Origin of the sequence: Sphingomonas sp. PAMC26645, from assembly GCF_004795835.1 — a bacterium.
Lineage (GTDB): Bacteria > Pseudomonadota > Alphaproteobacteria > Sphingomonadales > Sphingomonadaceae > Sphingomonas.
Genome location: NZ_CP039249.1, coordinates 1,026,711 through 1,041,922 on the forward strand (window position 1 = coordinate 1,026,711; position 15,212 = coordinate 1,041,922).

Below are 15,212 nucleotides of genomic sequence, written 5' to 3' on the forward strand. Positions count from 1 at the left end.
CTGGCGTTTCCCTGAAGATGTTGGGCCGATAACGCGCCGCCGCGGTCCTGGTGCCGCGCCATGCTGCATCAACGTTAAAGGTTCGCGAGCAGCGTCTCCGTCCTCTTCTCGAAAACACATCGAAAAGGGTTCCGTATGCGTCGTCTCCTGCTGACCACCACCTGCCTGTTCGCGGTAACGACGGGCGCCCAGGCGCAGACCGTGATCGACACCAAGCGGACCGACGCGGTGCGGACCTCGACGATCAAGGCCGGTGCGCCCGACAATATCCGCATCGCCGCCGCCGGTTCGGTGACGCCGACCACCGGCACGGCGGTCACCGTCGACAGCGTCAACTCGGTCACCAACGAGGGCACGATCCAGGTCACCAACGCCGACGGATCGACCGGCATCCTCGCCAACGCCGGCACCGGCGGCGGGATCACCAACGCGGCGAGCGGCAAGATCATCATCGACGAAAGCTATGTCGCGACCGACACCGACAAGGACGGCGACCTCGATGGCCCGTTCGCGGCGGGCACCGGACGCACCGGCATCCGCACCGCGGGCGCGTACACGGGCGCGATCGTCAACAGCGGCGCGATCACGGTGAAGGGCAACAACTCCGCCGGCATCTGGCTCGGCGGACCGCTGACCGGCGCCTTCACGCACGACGGCCAGACCTCGGTCACCGGCAACGGATCGACCGGCGTGCGGATCGCCGACGTCACCGGCAACGTCCGGCTAGCAGGCACGATCGCGGCGATCGGGCAGGGCGCGGTCGCCGCACGCGTCGATGGCGACATCGCGGGTGCGCTGGTAGTGCAGGGCGCGCTCGGCTCGACCGGCTATCGCTATGCCACGGCGCCGGCCGACGTCTCGAAGCTCGACGCCGACGACCTGTTGCAGGGCGGATCCGCACTGGTCGTCGCGGGCAACGTCTCGGGCGGGATCATCTTCGCGATCCCGCCGAAGGACGCGAGCACGACCGACACCGACGAGGACAAGGACGGTCTTCCCGACGCCACCGAAGGCTCGGCGGCGATCACTTCGTTCGGCGCTGCGCCGGCAGTGCAGATCGGATCGGCCACGCGCGCGGTTGCGATCGGCGCGGTCGCCGGCACCGGGACCGGCTTCGGCCTGATCGTCGACGGCGGCATTGCAGGCAGTGGCGTCTATGGCGGCATCGAGGGCAACGGCCTGGCGATCGGTGGCCTTGGCGGCGCGGTGACGATCGCGGGCGGGATCGGCATCAACGGCACGGTCGCTGCCGTAGCGAACGGCGCAAGTGCGACGGCATTGAAGCTCGGCACGGGCGCGTCCGCGCCCGAGATCCGTAATGCCGGCACGATCTCCGCGGCAGGCGGCGGCACGACCGCATCGCGCTCGACGGCGGTCCTGGTCGACACCGGCGCATCCGTCGCCACGGTCCGCAACAGCGGCACGATCAAGGCGACCGCACAGGCCGCCGATGGCACCGCGATCGCCATCCTCGATCGCTCGGGCACCGTGACGCTGGTCGAGAACAGCGGCGGCATCGGCGCGTCGGGCGCGCTTGCGACGTCCGAGCGCAACGTCGCGATTGACCTTTCGGCGAACACCACTGGCACGATCGTTCGCCAGACCGCAGTCGCGACCGGCATCGCGGCGCCAGCGATCGTCGGCGACGTCCGCTTCGGCAGCGGCAACGACGTATTCGACGTCGCGGACGGTACCGTCACCGGCACTGCGCGCTTCGGCAGCGGCAACAACCGCCTCGCGCTGTCGGGCGATGCCAATTTCTCCGGCGGCGCAGTGTTCGGCGCTGGCAACGACGCGCTCACGCTCGCAGGGACTTCGGTGTTCAGCGGCGCGGCGGACTTCGGTGGCGGTACCGACACGCTGACGCTCGGCGGGACGTCGCGCTTCTCCGGCACGCTCGCCAATTCGGGCGGCCTCGCGGTCGCGGTCAACGGCGGCACGCTCGACATCACCAAGGCTGCGTCGATCGCGTCGCTGTCGGTCGGCGGCGGCGGTATCCTCGCCGTGACGCTCGACAAGGCGGGCGGCACCAGCACGATGATCCAGGTCGCGGGCACGGCATCGTTCGACAAGGATTCGAAGCTCGCCCTGAAGCTCACCAGCGTCGTCGATGCGGAAGGCCGCTACACCGTCCTTCGCGCGGGCACGCTGACGGGTGCCGCAAACCTGACCGCGACCACGACGTTGCTCCCGTTCCTCTACAAGGGCAGCATCGCGACCGGCACGGGCAACGACCTGGCCGTCGACATCGCGCGTAAATCGTCGACCGAACTTGGGCTCAACCGCTCGCAGGCGTCGGCGTATGACGCGATCTACAAGGCGCTCGGCAACGACGCGAAGGTCGGTGGCGCGTTCCTCAACATCACCGAAGCCGACGCGTTCCGCGGCTCGGTCCGCCAGATGTTGCCCGACCATGCCGGCGGCACGTTCGAGACCGTGACGATGGGCTCGCGCGCCACCGCCCGCCTGCTCGCCGACCCGCACGGCCCGTTCAAGGACGAAGGCAAATGGGGCTATTGGGTGACTCAGGTCGCGTGGGGCACGTCGAAGAGCGTCGCCGACACGGCGGGCTACGACATCAGCGGCTGGGGCGTCTCGGCAGGCGCGGAATACAAGACGGGCGTCGGCAATTTCGGCACTTCGCTCGCCTATCTTCACGGCCAGGATGCCGATGACGGCACGGACAACGAGGTGAATTCGGACCAGTATGAGCTGGCCGGATACTGGCGCGGGCATTGGGGCGGCCTGCAGGCCAATGCGCGCGTTTCGGGGGCGAAGGTGAAGTTCGACGGCGTCCGGCAGTTCACCGGCGCGATCGGCAGCGAAGCCGTCGCCCGGACCGCAAAAGGCAACTGGGACGGCACGCTGTACGCGGCGTCCGGCGGCCTGTCGTACGAGGCGGGCACCGGCATGCTCACCTTCCGCCCGGTCCTTGCGATCGACTATTACAAGCTCAAGGAGGACGGCTACAGCGAGACCGGCGGCGGCAAGGCGATCGACCTCGTCGTCCGGTCGCGGACCAGCGACGAGCTCGCGGTCACCGGCAGCGGCGCACTCGGGCTGAACTTCGGCGGACCCAAGTTCGAGAATGGCTGGTTCCGCGTCGAAGCCGAAGGCGGCCGTCGCCAGATCGTCGGCGGCGGCCTGGGCGCGACCACCGCGTCGTTCGAAGGCGGCCAGTCGTTCACGCTGACCCCCGACAAGCGCACCAGCGGCTGGGTCGGCAAGCTGCGCGGCGTCGGCGGCAACGGCATCTTCCGGATGGGCGGCGAGTTCAACGCCGAGCAGCAACAGGGCCGCGTGGCGCTGTCGTTGCGCGCCAACCTCCAAATCGGGCTTTAAGCAACCGCACTTTTCGGGGGCCGAATGGCTCGAATCCGCCCCCGGACTGTTGTCGGCGCATAGCAGGAGCGAAGATATGGCCGAAGACCGTTTGAACATCGATACCAAGACCCTCGAGGACAATAGCGACCTGCGCCAGGTCGAGTTCGAGGCCGAAGTGAGCGAGGAACGCTATCAGTTCGCGGTCCAGTACGACGTGCTCGAAGCGCTGAGCACGGTATCGCCCGAAGGCGACGCCGTGGCGATCTTCAAGCAGCACGCCGAAGAGATCGCTGAACTCGGCGTCGTCGCGCTGGCGCGCGATCCCGACCAGGAGATCGTCGTCATCAGTGAAAACGATCTGGACTAGCGCCGGCTTCCGGCCGATCCTCCCCACCGAGCCGGCATTGTCGTCCGGACGGTGGGAGACGGATGATGAAAACGATCTGGACGAGCGTTGCAGTGGCGATGACGATCGCGGTGGGCGCGCCGACGGCGCAAGCGCAGAAGGTCAGCCCCGCGGTCACCAGCGCGCTTGCCAGTCCGGCGCGCGCCGACCAGCAAGGTGACGATGCCCGCCGCAAGGCCGCCGACGTGCTCGCCTTCTCCGGCGTGCGGCCGGGCAACGTCGTCGTCGATTACCTGCCGGGTGCGGGCTATTGGACCCGCATCCTCACCGGCGTCGTCGGACCCAAGGGCCATGTCTACGCGGTCTGGCCCGCTGCCGGCGCGAAATACGCCGAGAAGACGCTGCCCGCACTTCAGGCGCGCAATCTCGCCAACGTCACCGCCGTCGTCCAGACTACCAACCTGCCGACCTCGCCCAAGCCGGTCGACCTGTTCTGGACCGTGCAGAACTACCACGACATTGCCAACAACGGCGGCGGCGAGGGCGCGTTGAAGGCGTTCGACAAGGCGGTGTTCAACATGCTCAAGCGCGGCGGCATCTACGTCGTGATCGATCATGCGGATGCCCCCGGCAGTGGCCTCGGCGGGACCGAGACGCGGCACCGGATCGACCCGGCGGTAGTCAAGGCACAGGTCCAGGCGGCAGGGTTCAAGTTCGTTGGCGAGTCCACCGCACTGCGCAACCCGGCCGACGATCACACCAAGCCGGTGTTCGACCCTGCGATCCGCGGCACGACCGACCAGTTCGTCTACAAGTTCAAGAAGCCGTAAGCGCACCGGCGACTGGTCGACGGCATCCTCGTCGTTCGATCAGTCGCCATCGCCTTTCCGTCATCGCGATCGAGTCCAGCGCTCGGGCATGGCGTTCGAGCCGGGACAGTCCTAAGCGACGTCGATGAACGACAAAATTGCTGCCCCATCGATGCGTCCAGGCGAGTTCGTCGCCTTCATCGCCGCGCTGATGGCGGTCAACGCGCTCGGCGTCGACCTGATGCTGCCCGCGCTCGCCGATATCGGCCACCAGCTTGGCATCGCTACCGCGAACCATCGCCAGTGGATCATCACCGCGTACATGCTCGGCTTCGGCGCAGGGCAGCTCGTCTACGGGCCGCTCGCCGATCGCTACGGCCGCCGGATCATCCTGCTCGTCACGCTCACGGGATTCGTCGCGGCGAGTATCTTCGCGGCCGGATCGCAGACCTTTGCCGCGCTGCTCGGCGCGCGCGTTCTCCAAGGGCTGATGTCCGCATCGACGCGCGTGCTCGCGGTCGCGATCGTGCGGGATCGGTATTCGGGTCGCCAGATGGCGCGCACGCTGTCGGTCGCGCAGATGATCTTCTTCCTGGTGCCGATCATGGCGCCCAGCCTGGGGCAGGTGCTGCTCCAGTTCGGTCCGTGGCGTTTCATCTTCTACGCGCTGGCAGGCTTTGCGGCGTTCGTCCTCGCCTGGTCGGTAATGCGGTTGAGCGAGTCGCTGCCGGTTGAGCGCCGGTCGCCACTGTCGTTCGCATCGCTTCGCCAGGCGTACACGCTGACGCTGACCAACCGCTATTCGGCAGGCTATGCGGTCGCGGCGTCGATGACGTTCGGCGGGATCATCGCCTTCGTCTCGTCGGCGCAACAGATCTTCGTCGACGAGTTCCATGCCGGCGAGCGGTTCACGATCCTGTTCGCGGTCTGCGCGTTTTCGATGGGGTGCGCGTCGTTCGCCAACAGCCGGCTGGTCGAGCGCCTCGGCACGCGCCTCATATCGCAGGCTGCCGTATTGGGGCTGATCGCGCTGTCGGTGGTCCACATCGGCGTGATCGCGGCAGGGTCGGAATCGCTCTGGACCTACATGCTGTTCCAGGCGCTGAGCATGACGTGCATTGGTCTCTGCGGTTCCAATTTCGGGGCTATGGCGATGGAGCCGGTTGGGCACATCGCTGGCACCGCATCGTCGATCCAGGGGTTCATCACCAGCGTCGGCGCGGTAATCGTCGGCTCGTTGATCGGCCAGTCGTACAACGGCACCACCTATCCGCTGGCGATCGGTTATCTGGCGATCGGACTGGGCGTGCTGGCGGTCGTGTACGTGGTCGAGGGCGGCAAGCTGTTCCACGCGCACCACAAGGCCTGATACGCGTTACGCCCCGACGCCGCGTTCGTGCGCCCACACGATCGCGGCGCTGCGTCGGTTGACGCCGATCTTCGCGTAAAGCCGCGCGACATGGTTGCGCACCGTGTTGCGCGATAGGTCGAGCCGGGTGGCGATCGCCGCATCGTCGAGGTCCTGGCAGATGAGTTCGAGCACCTCGCGCTCGCGCTTGCTGAGTTCGGTGGTGGGGGGCGTGACACCCGAGCCGGCGCGTGGATTTCGCAGTGTCGCCAGCTTGTCCATGATCGACCGGCTGAGCCAGTTGGCGTCCTTCATCACTGCGTCGATCGCCTCGACCAGTTCGAGTTCACCGCGGCGGCGCGCCGTGATGTCCTGGTACAGCCACAGGACGCAGGGCGTGCCGTCGACGCTGATCCGTTCGGCGGAGACGAGGCAGTCCAGCGTTTCGCCGTTCTTGTGCAGCAGGCGGACATCGTGGCCGCGAATACCGTTCCGCTCGCGGATTTCGGTTTCCAGCGCCACCCGCTGTGCGGCGTCGTTCCACAGCTGGAGATCGTCGGCGATCCGGTCGACGACTGCATGATCGGTGTAGCCGGTGAGGCTCTTGAACGCGGCGTTGACCTGCACGATGCGGTTCTCGTCGCCCTTGGTGATGACCATCGCGACGGGCGCCATCTCGAACACCGATGCGAAATGCCGTTCGCTCGCCTGCAACGCCAGTTGCGCGCGCCGTCGGGGTTCTAGGTCGGCGAAGGTGAACAACAGGCAGTCTTCGTTGGCGAGTTCGATCGGTTGGCCGGCGAGGATGACCAGCGTCTTGTCGCCCCCCGCGAGCGGCAGTTCCGCCTCCAGTTGTGGCACGGTCTTGCCGGCCGCCACCCTTTCCTTGACGAACGGCTTGCGCTCGACCTCGGCGAGGAAGTCGAGATCGAACAGCGTCTTGCCGACGATCTGGTCGCGGTCGTAGCCGGACAGGTCGAGGAACCCCTGGTTGACCAGGACATAGCGCTGGTCGGCGACCCGCATGATCAGGGCAGGGGCGGGGTTCGCATGGAACATCGCCTGGAACCGGTCCTCCGCATCGAACCGTTCGGAGACGTCGTTGATGACCATCCCCAGGCAATCGGGATCGCCGCCATCCTCGTCCATGACGATGTCGCGGACCTGATGCACCCAGCGCGGCTCGTCCGCATCCGGTGCCGAGACCTCGACGATCAGGTCGGGAAAGCTTTCGCCGGCGAGCAGCCGCATCAACGGATATTCGCGGCGCGGCAGCTTGCGACCGTCACGGTACCGCAGCCGAAAGCGCGCCGCGTAATCGTCCGCAGTCTCGCCCAGGTCGGCCAACGCCTTCACCCCGTGCATCTGCAACGCAGCCGGGTTCGCGCTGAGGATCATGCCGGTCGGATCCATCAGGATCACGCCTTCGAGCAACCCGGTCATGAGCTGTTCCAGGTGATGCAGCGTCGGGGCATGAAGCGGCTTGCCGTTGGTCTTGGTCATGCCTGTCCAGCGACCAAAAGGGGGCTCCGGTTCCGTGCCTGGCGCTACATTTGTACCAATACGACCGGTATGTGAGCACCAATCGCAAAATCCTGGCGCGGCGCCGAAACTGAACGGATCGGCGATCCCGACTGTTGAGCCCCCTGTACCATCACCCAGTATCATCATCGTCCAGGAGCCTCATCATGAACCTCATCATTCTTCTCGTCGTCGGCGGGCTCATCGGTTGGGTCGCCAGCATGATCATGCGTACCGATGCGCAGCAGGGCATCTTCCTCAACATCGTCGTCGGCATCGTCGGCGCGTTGCTGGCCGGCTTCCTGATCACGCCGCTGATCGGTGGTGCATCGATCATGGACGGCGCGCTCAACATCCAGTCGATCCTGATCTCGCTGGTCGGCGCGGTGATCCTGCTCGCGATCGTCAACATGTTTCGTCGCGGTACGGTTCGCTGATCTGGCCGGGAGGCGGCGTGGTCGACATGCCGCCTCCCACCCGGCGACTGTCCCCATTTTCAAAACCAGAAACTCAGGAGAGTATCATGACCGTTCGAGCATTCATGGCATGCGGCGCAATGCTGCTGGCCTCCAGCGCCGTCGCGCAGACCGCAACGCATGCCGGCGCGCACAACCCCGCCGTCAAGAACAACGATGCAGCCCATGTCGCGGCACCGGCCAAGGGCGCCAATTCCTTCTCCGAGGACCAGGCTCGCGGTCGACTGACCAAGGCCGGCTACCAGTCGGTCTCGCGCCTGGCGAAGGACAAGGACGGCGTCTGGCGCGGCAGCGCGATCAAGGCCGGCAAGAAGGTCAATGTCGGGCTCGACTACAAGGGCAACGTGACCGCACGCTGATCCATTTTTCCAGGAGAGAAACGATGACCAAGACCCTTACCCGCCTGTTCGACGATTATTCGGATGCTAAGTCTGCCCTGAACGATCTCGAGCGTCTCGGCGTGCCGCACGACTCGATCAGCATCGTCGCCAACAACGCCGATGGCGCGCATGGCGATCACGACACGTCGCTGGACGACGTCAACGATCGTGGCGATGTCAGCCGCGGTGTCTCGACCGGTGCTGCCGTCGGCGGCGTCGGCGGCCTGCTCGCCGGTCTCGGCCTGCTAGCGATCCCGGGCCTGGGGCCGATCGTCGCCGCCGGCTGGCTCGCGTCGACCGTCGTCGGTGCCGGTATCGGTGCAGCGGGCGGTGCTGCAACCGGCACGATCGTCGGCGCACTGAAGGACGCCGGTCACACCGATGACGAGGCACATGTTTATTCGGAAGGCGTCCGTCGCGGCGGCACGTTGCTCAGCGCACGCGTCGACGACAGCCTCGCGACCGAGGCCGAAGCGGTTCTCGATCGTCATCGCTCGGTCGACGCGACGACCCGCGGTGCAGCGTATCGCCAGGACGGCTGGACGCGCTTCGACGAGGCAGCGCCCGCGTACACGCGCGACGAAGTCGTTGCCGAGCGTGGCCGCTATGGTTCGGTATCGTCGACGAACGCGTCGACCTACTAAACGACGCCGTTGCGATCCTTGCCACCAGCGTATCGGGCGGCGGGTGTGACAGTGTCGGAATAGCGAAGGGGTCGGTTTGGGTTCAACCAAACCGACCCCTTCGTCGTTCAACTACAGGCCGAAGACTTTAGCCGTGCAGCGACCGACGGAACGTCTCGGGCAGGAACACCAGCCCGACCAGCACCGTCACCGCGCAGGCGACGATCGGATACCAAAGGCCGTAGTAAATATCCCCCGTCGCCGCGACCATCGCGAACGCCGCGGTCGGCAGGAACCCGCCGAACCAGCCATTGCCGATATGATAAGGCAACGACATGGAAGTGTAGCGGATCCGCGTCGGGAACAGCTCGACCAGCAGCGCGGCGATCGGCCCGTAGACCATCGTCACGTACAGCACGAGCAGGACGAGGATCGCGATGACCATCGGCTTGTTGATCTGTGCCGGGTCCGCCTTTTCGGGGTATCCTACTGCGGTCAGTGCGGTCTTCACTTCCGCACCGAACGCCTTGATCGCCGCCGCCTTGTCAGGGCCAGACACGACCGCGGGGTTGACGACCGGGATGGTCGTGCCACCGATGTGGATCTGCGCGACGGTGCCTGCAGGTGCGATCACGTTGGCATAGGAGATGCCAGCCTTCGCCAGATACGCCTTGGCGATGTCGCACGAGCTACTGTCGAACTTGTTCTTGCCGACCGGATCGAACTGCACAGAGCATTCGTCGGGATTGGCGACGACGCTCACCGGCGAATTCGCCTGTGCCGCATAGAGCGCCGGGTTGGCGGCCTTCGACAGTGCATGGAACAGCGGCATGTACGTCAGTGCCGCAAGCGCGCAGCCGGTAAGGATGATGTATTTCCGCCCGATCTTGTCCGATAGCCAGCCGAAGAAGATGAACGCCGGCGTCGCGATCAAGAGTGCGATCGCGATCAGGATGTTGGTGGTCGGTCCGTCGACGCGCAGGTTCTTCTCGAGGAAGAACAAAGCGTAGAACTGGCTGGTATAGAAGATGACGCCCTGGCCGACGACCGCACCGAACAATGCGATCAGCACGACCTTGAGGTTGCTCCACTGCCCGAACGCCTCGGTCAGCGGCGCCTTCGAGGTCTTGCCCTCGTCCTTCATCTTCTGGAACACCGGGCTCTCTTCGAGCTGCATGCGGATCCAGAGCGACACCGCGAGCAGCGCGATCGAGACGATGAACGGGATACGCCAGCCCCAGGCCGCGAATGCTTCTTCGCCGACCAGCGTACGCACGCCGATGACGATCAGCAACGCTGCGAACAGCCCGAGCGACGCGGTGGTCTGGATGAAGCTGGTGAACAGCCCGCGCTTCTTGTCGGGCGCGTGCTCGGCGACATAGGTCGCAGCGCCACCATATTCGCCGCCGAGCGCGAGGCCCTGCAACAGGCGCAACACGACGAGCGCGATCGGCGCGGCGACGCCGACCGAGGCGTAGCTTGGCAGCAGGCCGACCAGGAAGGTCGACAGGCCCATGATCGCCATTGTCACGAGGAACGTGTTCTTGCGCCCGACGACATCGCCGATCCGCCCGAACACCAGCGCACCGAACGGCCGCACCGCGAACCCGGCCGCGAACGCCGCGAGCGCGAAGATGAACCCGGTAGTCTCGTTGACGCCCGAGAAGAACTGCGCGGTGATGATCGTCGCCAGCAGGCCGTAGAGGTAGAAATCATACCATTCGAACACCGCGCCGAGCGACGACGCGATGATGATGAGCGGCTGGCTCTGCTTCACGTGCCCGAGGGGCGAAGCATCCCCTGTTGTAGTCGCCATGGCAGTGTCCTCTCAGAAGGAAAATTGGATGGAACAGCCGATCTCCGCCGACTTATGAAAAACTAGAAATGCCGGCCAAGCGGCCTGCTGATCCTCCCCCGCCAGGGGAGGTGGCAGGCGCTTGCCTGACGGAGGGGGAGGAACGCGATGACCATTGTTCCGCATCCTCCCCTCCGTCACCTTCGGCGACACCTCCCCCTTTCGGGGGAGGATCGTGAAATCACGCCTTAGAACGAGTACCGCGCCGCAAGCTCGCCGCGGTCCATCTTGCCGACCTGCCCGTCGACCAGTTCGCGCTCGGCGTGACGGAATTCGACGCCGAGATCGATGTTCTTGATCGGCGAGTAGAACAGGTTGGCGGACGCGCTCCACGCCGAGTCGCTCGCGCCGACGGGCTCGCCGCCGGTCGGATAGTCGATCGACTGGACGCTACCGATGAAGGTCGAGCGCAGCTTGTCGGTCCAGCCGAGCTTCAACGCCGCGAACCCTGCGGTCAGGCTCGGCGTATACAGCCGCGCGCCGACTACCGGCACGAACACCGCGTCGGGGGCGAGATCGAGGCCGACATAACGGCCGATCCCGTCGCCATGCGTGACCATGAAGCGGATGTCCGAGCGGCCCTTGGCGTCGAGCGGCACCTTGCCCGCGAACGATACACCCCAGCCGGTGGCGCTGTCCTTGAGCGCACCCGTATCGATCGTTAGCTGGCGCGCGAGGCCGGCCAGCGAGAACTCGCCGAACGCGGTCTTGTAGTTGAGGCGCGCGGTGACGTCGGGCAGGCGATCGTCGGCATTCTCGACGATCGTCGCCGAAGCCAGACTGGTCGATGCCGTCTCCGGGTTTTCGGCCGCGACTGACAGCGACAGCGTGTCGTTGAGCTTGCGCGTATAGCGGATCTGCGCCTGGCGGACGAACACGGTGCCCTCCGACGGTCCGATGAAGTCGGTCGTCTCGGGCAGGGCACCGATATACTGGAAGTTGGTCCACTCCTGCCCGAACAGCCAATTGTCGAACGTGAAGAACGCACGGCGTAAACCCGGGTTGTAACCGTTGACGACGCGCTGGTTGCCTTGGGTCCCCGGCACGACCTGGAAATCGACTTCGAGCAGGCCCTTCAGCGTATGCCCGGCGATCGGCGTTTCGGTGCCCAGTACGATGCGCGTCTGCTTGGCATGCGCCTCGACGCTGTTGCCTTCGTTGCGGCCGCCGACCGGAGTCATGCTCGGGAAATAGAAGTCGCGACCGACCGATTCCGGCGCGATGTTGCCGCCGCTGTAGCGGCTGACCGATGCCCAGGTCTTGATGAAGCCGTTCAACTTGACCGTCGTCCCGGCGACCTTGAACCCGTCGGTGGACGGCGCCGCGCCTGGTGCCTTCGCTTCGGCGAGCGCGGTCGGCGCGGTCGGGCCCATCGGCGCGGACGGATGCAGATCGTTCGGCGCGGACGCGACCGCGGTCGGTGCGGAGGTCGATGTCGCCGGAGCAGCAGGCTGGGACGCGGTCGCTGCCGTCGCCCGCGCGGCGTTCAGCTCGCCGCGCAGATCCTGCACAGCCGCCTCCAGCGCCTTCAACCGCGTCTCGAGTTCGACCTCACGCGCGGTCTGCGCCTGCGCCATGCCCGGCACCAGCGCGGTACCAGCCAACAAGGCCGTCAAGGCCAGCCGTTTCGTAAACGCCATACGTGTCATCCCCGTCTCTGCTCTCTTCCACTGATCTGACGCGTGGATAGCAGCGCCGTCATCATGGCGCATTGCGAACCTGCGTCCATCCCTTACTTTGGTTAGGGATGATCGCCCGAACGCGACCGCGTACAGCGCGGCAAAAGGAGAGCCAGATGACCGAGGCCAGCTATCCCGTCCCCGCGGAATGGGCGAAGGACGCCCTGATCGACGCCGCCGCCTATGACCGGATGTATGCCGAGGCCGCGACCGATCCCGACGCGTTCTGGGCGAAGGAGGCCAAGCGCCTCGACTGGATCGTGCCGCCGACCAAGATCAAGGATACCTCGTTCGACGAGAGCGACTTCCACATCCGCTGGTTCGAGGACGGTCAGCTCAACGTCGCCGCCAACTGCGTCGATCGCCACGCCGACGCTCGCCCCGACGCGACCGCGATCCTTTGGGAAGGCGACGACCCCGCCGACGACCGCAAGATCAGCTACGCCGAACTCCGCGATGAGGTCTCGAAGCTCGGCAATGCGCTGAAGGCGAAGGGCGTCAAGAAGGGCGACCGCGTCACCATCTACCTGCCGATGATCCCCGAGGCGGCGTTCGCGATGCTCGCCTGCGCGCGGATCGGCGCGATCCATTCGGTGGTGTTCGGCGGCTTCTCGCCCGAGAGCCTGTGCAACCGCATCCACGACTGCGACAGCCGCATCGTCATCACCGCCGACGAGGGTCTGCGTGGCGGCAAGACCGTGCCGCTGAAGGCCAATGTCGACGCCGCGCTCGACCACGGCGATCTCGCGGTCGAGACCGTCATCGTCGTCCGTCGCACCGGCGGCAAGGTCACGATGACCGAAGGCCGCGACTGCTGGTATTCGGAGTGCGTCGAGGGACAGTCGACCGACTGCGCACCCGAGCCGATGAACGCCGAGGACCCGTTGTTCATCCTCTACACCAGCGGCTCGACCGGCCAGCCCAAGGGCGTACTCCACTCGACCGGCGGCTATCTGGTGTGGGCGTCGATGACGCACGAATACGTCTTCAACTACCGCCCCGGCGAGATCTTCTGGTGCGCGGCGGATGTCGGCTGGGTCACCGGCCACACCTATTCGCTGTACGGCGCGCTCGCCAACGGCGCGACCACCGTGATGTTCGAGGGCGTGCCCAACTACCCCGATCACAGCCGCTTCTGGCAGATCGTCGACAAATACCAGGTCAACATCCTCTACACCGCACCGACCGCACTGCGTTCGCTGATGCGCGAGGGCGACGACTGGGTGACGCGCACCAGCCGCAAGTCGCTGCGCCTGCTCGGCTCGGTCGGCGAACCGATCAATCCCGAGGCGTGGAACTGGTATCACAATGTCGTCGGCGACGGCCGCTGCCCGATCGTCGACACCTGGTGGCAGACCGAGACGGGTGGCCACATGATCTCGCCACTGCCCGGTGCGACCGCACTCAAGCCCGGGAGCGCGACCAAGCCGCTATTCGGCGTGCTTCCGGAACTGGTCGATGCCGACGGGAAAGTCCTTGAGGGCGCGGTCGAGGGCAACCTCGTCATCGCCGACAGCTGGCCCGGCCAGATGCGCACCGTGTGGAACGATCACGAGCGCTTTTTCCAGACCTATTTCTCGACCTATCCCGGCAAGTATTTCACCGGCGACGGCTGCCGCCGCGACGAGGACGGTTATTACTGGATCACCGGCCGCGTCGACGACGTCATCAACGTCAGCGGCCACCGCATGGGCACCGCCGAAGTCGAGAGCGCCCTCGTCGCGCATTCGAAGGTCGCCGAAGCCGCGGTCGTCGGCATGCCGCACGACGTGAAGGGCCAGGGCATCTACGCCTACGTCACGCTCAACGCGAACGCCGAGCCGAGCGAGGAGCTGCGCAAGGAACTCGTCCAATGGGTCCGCCGCGAGATCGGCCCGATCGCGACCCCCGACATTCTCCAGTTCGCGCCGGCGCTCCCGAAAACGCGCTCGGGGAAGATCATGCGCCGCATCCTGCGGAAGATCGCGGAGAACCAGCTCGACCAGCTCGGCGACACCTCGACGCTCGCCGATCCCGCGGTCGTCGACGCGCTGATCGCGGGTCGCGAGGAGGCCGCTCCCGTACCGGCATGACCCGCACGATCCTCATCGCCGACGACCACCCGCTGTTCCGCCAGGCGCTCAAACTGGCGGTCAGCCGCGCCGCGCCCGACGCAGTGGTGATCGAGGCGGGGCAGCTCTGCGAAGCGGTCGATGCGGTGCGGGGGGCGGAACGGCTCGACCTGATCCTCCTCGACCTGCGCATGCCGGGGTCTGAAGGCTTTGCCGGCGTCGCGCTCCTCCACGCCGAACGCCCCGACACGCCGATCATGGTGATCTCCTCGGCCGACGAAGCCGAGGCGGCACCGCGTGCGCGGGCGTATGGCGCCGTCGGCTTTGTCTCGAAAACCGCCGACCTCGCCACCTTGGAAAACGCCGTAGCCCGAGCCCTGGCCGGCGAACGAGACGCGCCAACCGAAGGCGCCCCTGTCGACGAAATGTCCGCGCGCGTCGCAAGCCTCACCCCAACCGAACTCAAGGTCCTGCTCGGCGTGCTGGCCGGTCGCCTGAACAAGCAAGTCGCCTTCGACCTAGGCATCTCCGAAGGCACAGTAAAAGGTCACATGACCGCCATCCTCCGCAAACTCGGCGTCCAGAACCGCACGCAAGCCGTACTCGCGGCAAGAGCGATGGACATACATTTCGCCGATTAGCCGCGGACAACGTCATCCTGACGAAAGTCAGGACCCAGGATACCACCCGCCCCGATCGTGGCTCTGGATCCTGACTTTCGTCAGGATGACGGCTTGTGTCCGCGGCTTGATCCTCCCCCGCAAGGGGGAGGTGGCGCCGGAGGCGACGGAGGGGGAGGA

At 66.1% G+C, this 15,212-nt stretch carries 12 protein-coding genes; 9 read left to right on the plus strand and 3 right to left on the minus strand.

The window, feature by feature from the left end; all coding sequences use genetic code 11:
- The first annotated feature begins 135 nt into the window (after positions 1-135).
- The 4 genes from E5673_RS04950 (at position 136) to E5673_RS04965 (ending at position 5,848) form a co-directional block, all read left to right on the plus strand.
- The gene (locus E5673_RS04950; RefSeq protein ID WP_136189166.1) at positions 136-3,342 is read left to right on the plus strand and encodes an autotransporter outer membrane beta-barrel domain-containing protein; all 3,207 of its coding nucleotides are present in this window, start codon (positions 136-138) and stop codon (positions 3,340-3,342) included.
- A gap of 76 nt (positions 3,343-3,418) precedes the next feature.
- Positions 3,419-3,691: a DUF1488 family protein gene (locus E5673_RS04955; protein ID WP_056061362.1), complete on the plus strand. Its 273-nt coding sequence runs from the start codon at positions 3,419-3,421 to the stop codon at positions 3,689-3,691.
- A 62-nt stretch (positions 3,692-3,753) separates the two neighbouring features.
- The gene (locus E5673_RS04960) at positions 3,754-4,500 is read left to right on the plus strand and encodes a methyltransferase (protein ID WP_247599583.1); all 747 of its coding nucleotides are present in this window, start codon (positions 3,754-3,756) and stop codon (positions 4,498-4,500) included.
- A 151-nt stretch (positions 4,501-4,651) separates the two neighbouring features.
- Positions 4,652-5,848: a multidrug effflux MFS transporter gene (locus E5673_RS04965; protein ID WP_136191353.1), complete on the plus strand. Its 1,197-nt coding sequence runs from the start codon at positions 4,652-4,654 to the stop codon at positions 5,846-5,848.
- 6 nt (positions 5,849-5,854) lie between these two features.
- Here E5673_RS04965 and E5673_RS04970 read toward each other — a convergent pair whose 3' ends face one another.
- Positions 5,855-7,330 (minus strand): helix-turn-helix transcriptional regulator, encoded by a 1,476-nt coding sequence (locus E5673_RS04970; RefSeq protein ID WP_136189168.1) that lies wholly within the window; start codon positions 7,328-7,330, stop codon positions 5,855-5,857.
- 185 nt (positions 7,331-7,515) lie between these two features.
- Between E5673_RS04970 and E5673_RS04975 the strand changes: the two genes are divergently transcribed.
- From E5673_RS04975 to E5673_RS04985, 3 genes are all read left to right on the plus strand, one after another.
- Positions 7,516-7,785, plus strand: a complete 270-nt coding sequence (locus tag E5673_RS04975) for a GlsB/YeaQ/YmgE family stress response membrane protein (RefSeq protein WP_056061356.1) — start codon at positions 7,516-7,518, stop codon at positions 7,783-7,785.
- A gap of 86 nt (positions 7,786-7,871) precedes the next feature.
- Complete coding sequence (locus tag E5673_RS04980; RefSeq protein WP_136189169.1) at positions 7,872-8,183, plus strand: hypothetical protein; 312 nt, start codon at positions 7,872-7,874, stop codon at positions 8,181-8,183.
- 23 nt (positions 8,184-8,206) lie between these two features.
- Complete coding sequence (locus E5673_RS04985) at positions 8,207-8,848, plus strand: general stress protein (protein WP_056484945.1); 642 nt, start codon at positions 8,207-8,209, stop codon at positions 8,846-8,848.
- Positions 8,849-8,975: 127 nt separating this feature from the next.
- Here the strand turns inward: E5673_RS04985 and E5673_RS04990 are convergent, their stop codons facing one another.
- Together E5673_RS04990 and E5673_RS04995 are read right to left on the minus strand one after the other, a co-directional pair.
- Positions 8,976-10,643, minus strand: coding sequence for an MFS transporter (locus E5673_RS04990; RefSeq protein ID WP_136189170.1), 1,668 nt, complete (start codon positions 10,641-10,643; stop codon positions 8,976-8,978).
- Between the two features lie 227 nt (positions 10,644-10,870).
- A complete protein-coding gene (locus E5673_RS04995; protein ID WP_247599584.1) occupies positions 10,871-12,322 on the minus strand; it encodes a DcaP family trimeric outer membrane transporter in 1,452 nt (483 codons plus the stop codon).
- Between the two features lie 155 nt (positions 12,323-12,477).
- Between E5673_RS04995 and acs the strand changes: the two genes are divergently transcribed.
- Together acs and E5673_RS05005 are read left to right on the plus strand one after the other, a co-directional pair.
- Positions 12,478-14,433, plus strand: coding sequence for an acetate--CoA ligase (acs, locus tag E5673_RS05000; RefSeq protein WP_136189171.1), 1,956 nt, complete (start codon positions 12,478-12,480; stop codon positions 14,431-14,433).
- Positions 14,430-15,053, plus strand: a complete 624-nt coding sequence (locus E5673_RS05005; protein WP_136189172.1) for a response regulator transcription factor — start codon at positions 14,430-14,432, stop codon at positions 15,051-15,053. The genes acs and E5673_RS05005 overlap by 4 nt, the downstream gene beginning before the upstream one ends.
- Positions 15,054-15,212: the final 159 nt, after the last annotated feature.

What these genes read in the sequence shown, in the direction of transcription:
- E5673_RS04950 (WP_136189166.1), top strand. Translation starts at nt 136, where the DNA reads ATGCGTCGTCTCCTGCTGACCACCACCTGCCTGTTCGCGGTAACGACG.
- E5673_RS04955 (WP_056061362.1), top strand. Translation starts at nt 3,419, where the DNA reads ATGGCCGAAGACCGTTTGAACATCGATACCAAGACCCTCGAGGACAAT.
- E5673_RS04960 (WP_247599583.1), top strand. Translation starts at nt 3,754, where the DNA reads ATGATGAAAACGATCTGGACGAGCGTTGCAGTGGCGATGACGATCGCG.
- E5673_RS04965 (WP_136191353.1), top strand. Translation starts at nt 4,652, where the DNA reads ATGCGTCCAGGCGAGTTCGTCGCCTTCATCGCCGCGCTGATGGCGGTC.
- E5673_RS04970 (WP_136189168.1), bottom strand. Translation starts at nt 7,330, where the DNA reads ATGACCAAGACCAACGGCAAGCCGCTTCATGCCCCGACGCTGCATCAC.
- E5673_RS04975 (WP_056061356.1), top strand. Translation starts at nt 7,516, where the DNA reads ATGAACCTCATCATTCTTCTCGTCGTCGGCGGGCTCATCGGTTGGGTC.
- E5673_RS04980 (WP_136189169.1), top strand. Translation starts at nt 7,872, where the DNA reads ATGACCGTTCGAGCATTCATGGCATGCGGCGCAATGCTGCTGGCCTCC.
- E5673_RS04985 (WP_056484945.1), top strand. Translation starts at nt 8,207, where the DNA reads ATGACCAAGACCCTTACCCGCCTGTTCGACGATTATTCGGATGCTAAG.
- E5673_RS04990 (WP_136189170.1), bottom strand. Translation starts at nt 10,643, where the DNA reads ATGGCGACTACAACAGGGGATGCTTCGCCCCTCGGGCACGTGAAGCAG.
- E5673_RS04995 (WP_247599584.1), bottom strand. Translation starts at nt 12,322, where the DNA reads ATGGCGTTTACGAAACGGCTGGCCTTGACGGCCTTGTTGGCTGGTACC.
- acs (WP_136189171.1), top strand. Translation starts at nt 12,478, where the DNA reads ATGACCGAGGCCAGCTATCCCGTCCCCGCGGAATGGGCGAAGGACGCC.
- E5673_RS05005 (WP_136189172.1), top strand. Translation starts at nt 14,430, where the DNA reads ATGACCCGCACGATCCTCATCGCCGACGACCACCCGCTGTTCCGCCAG.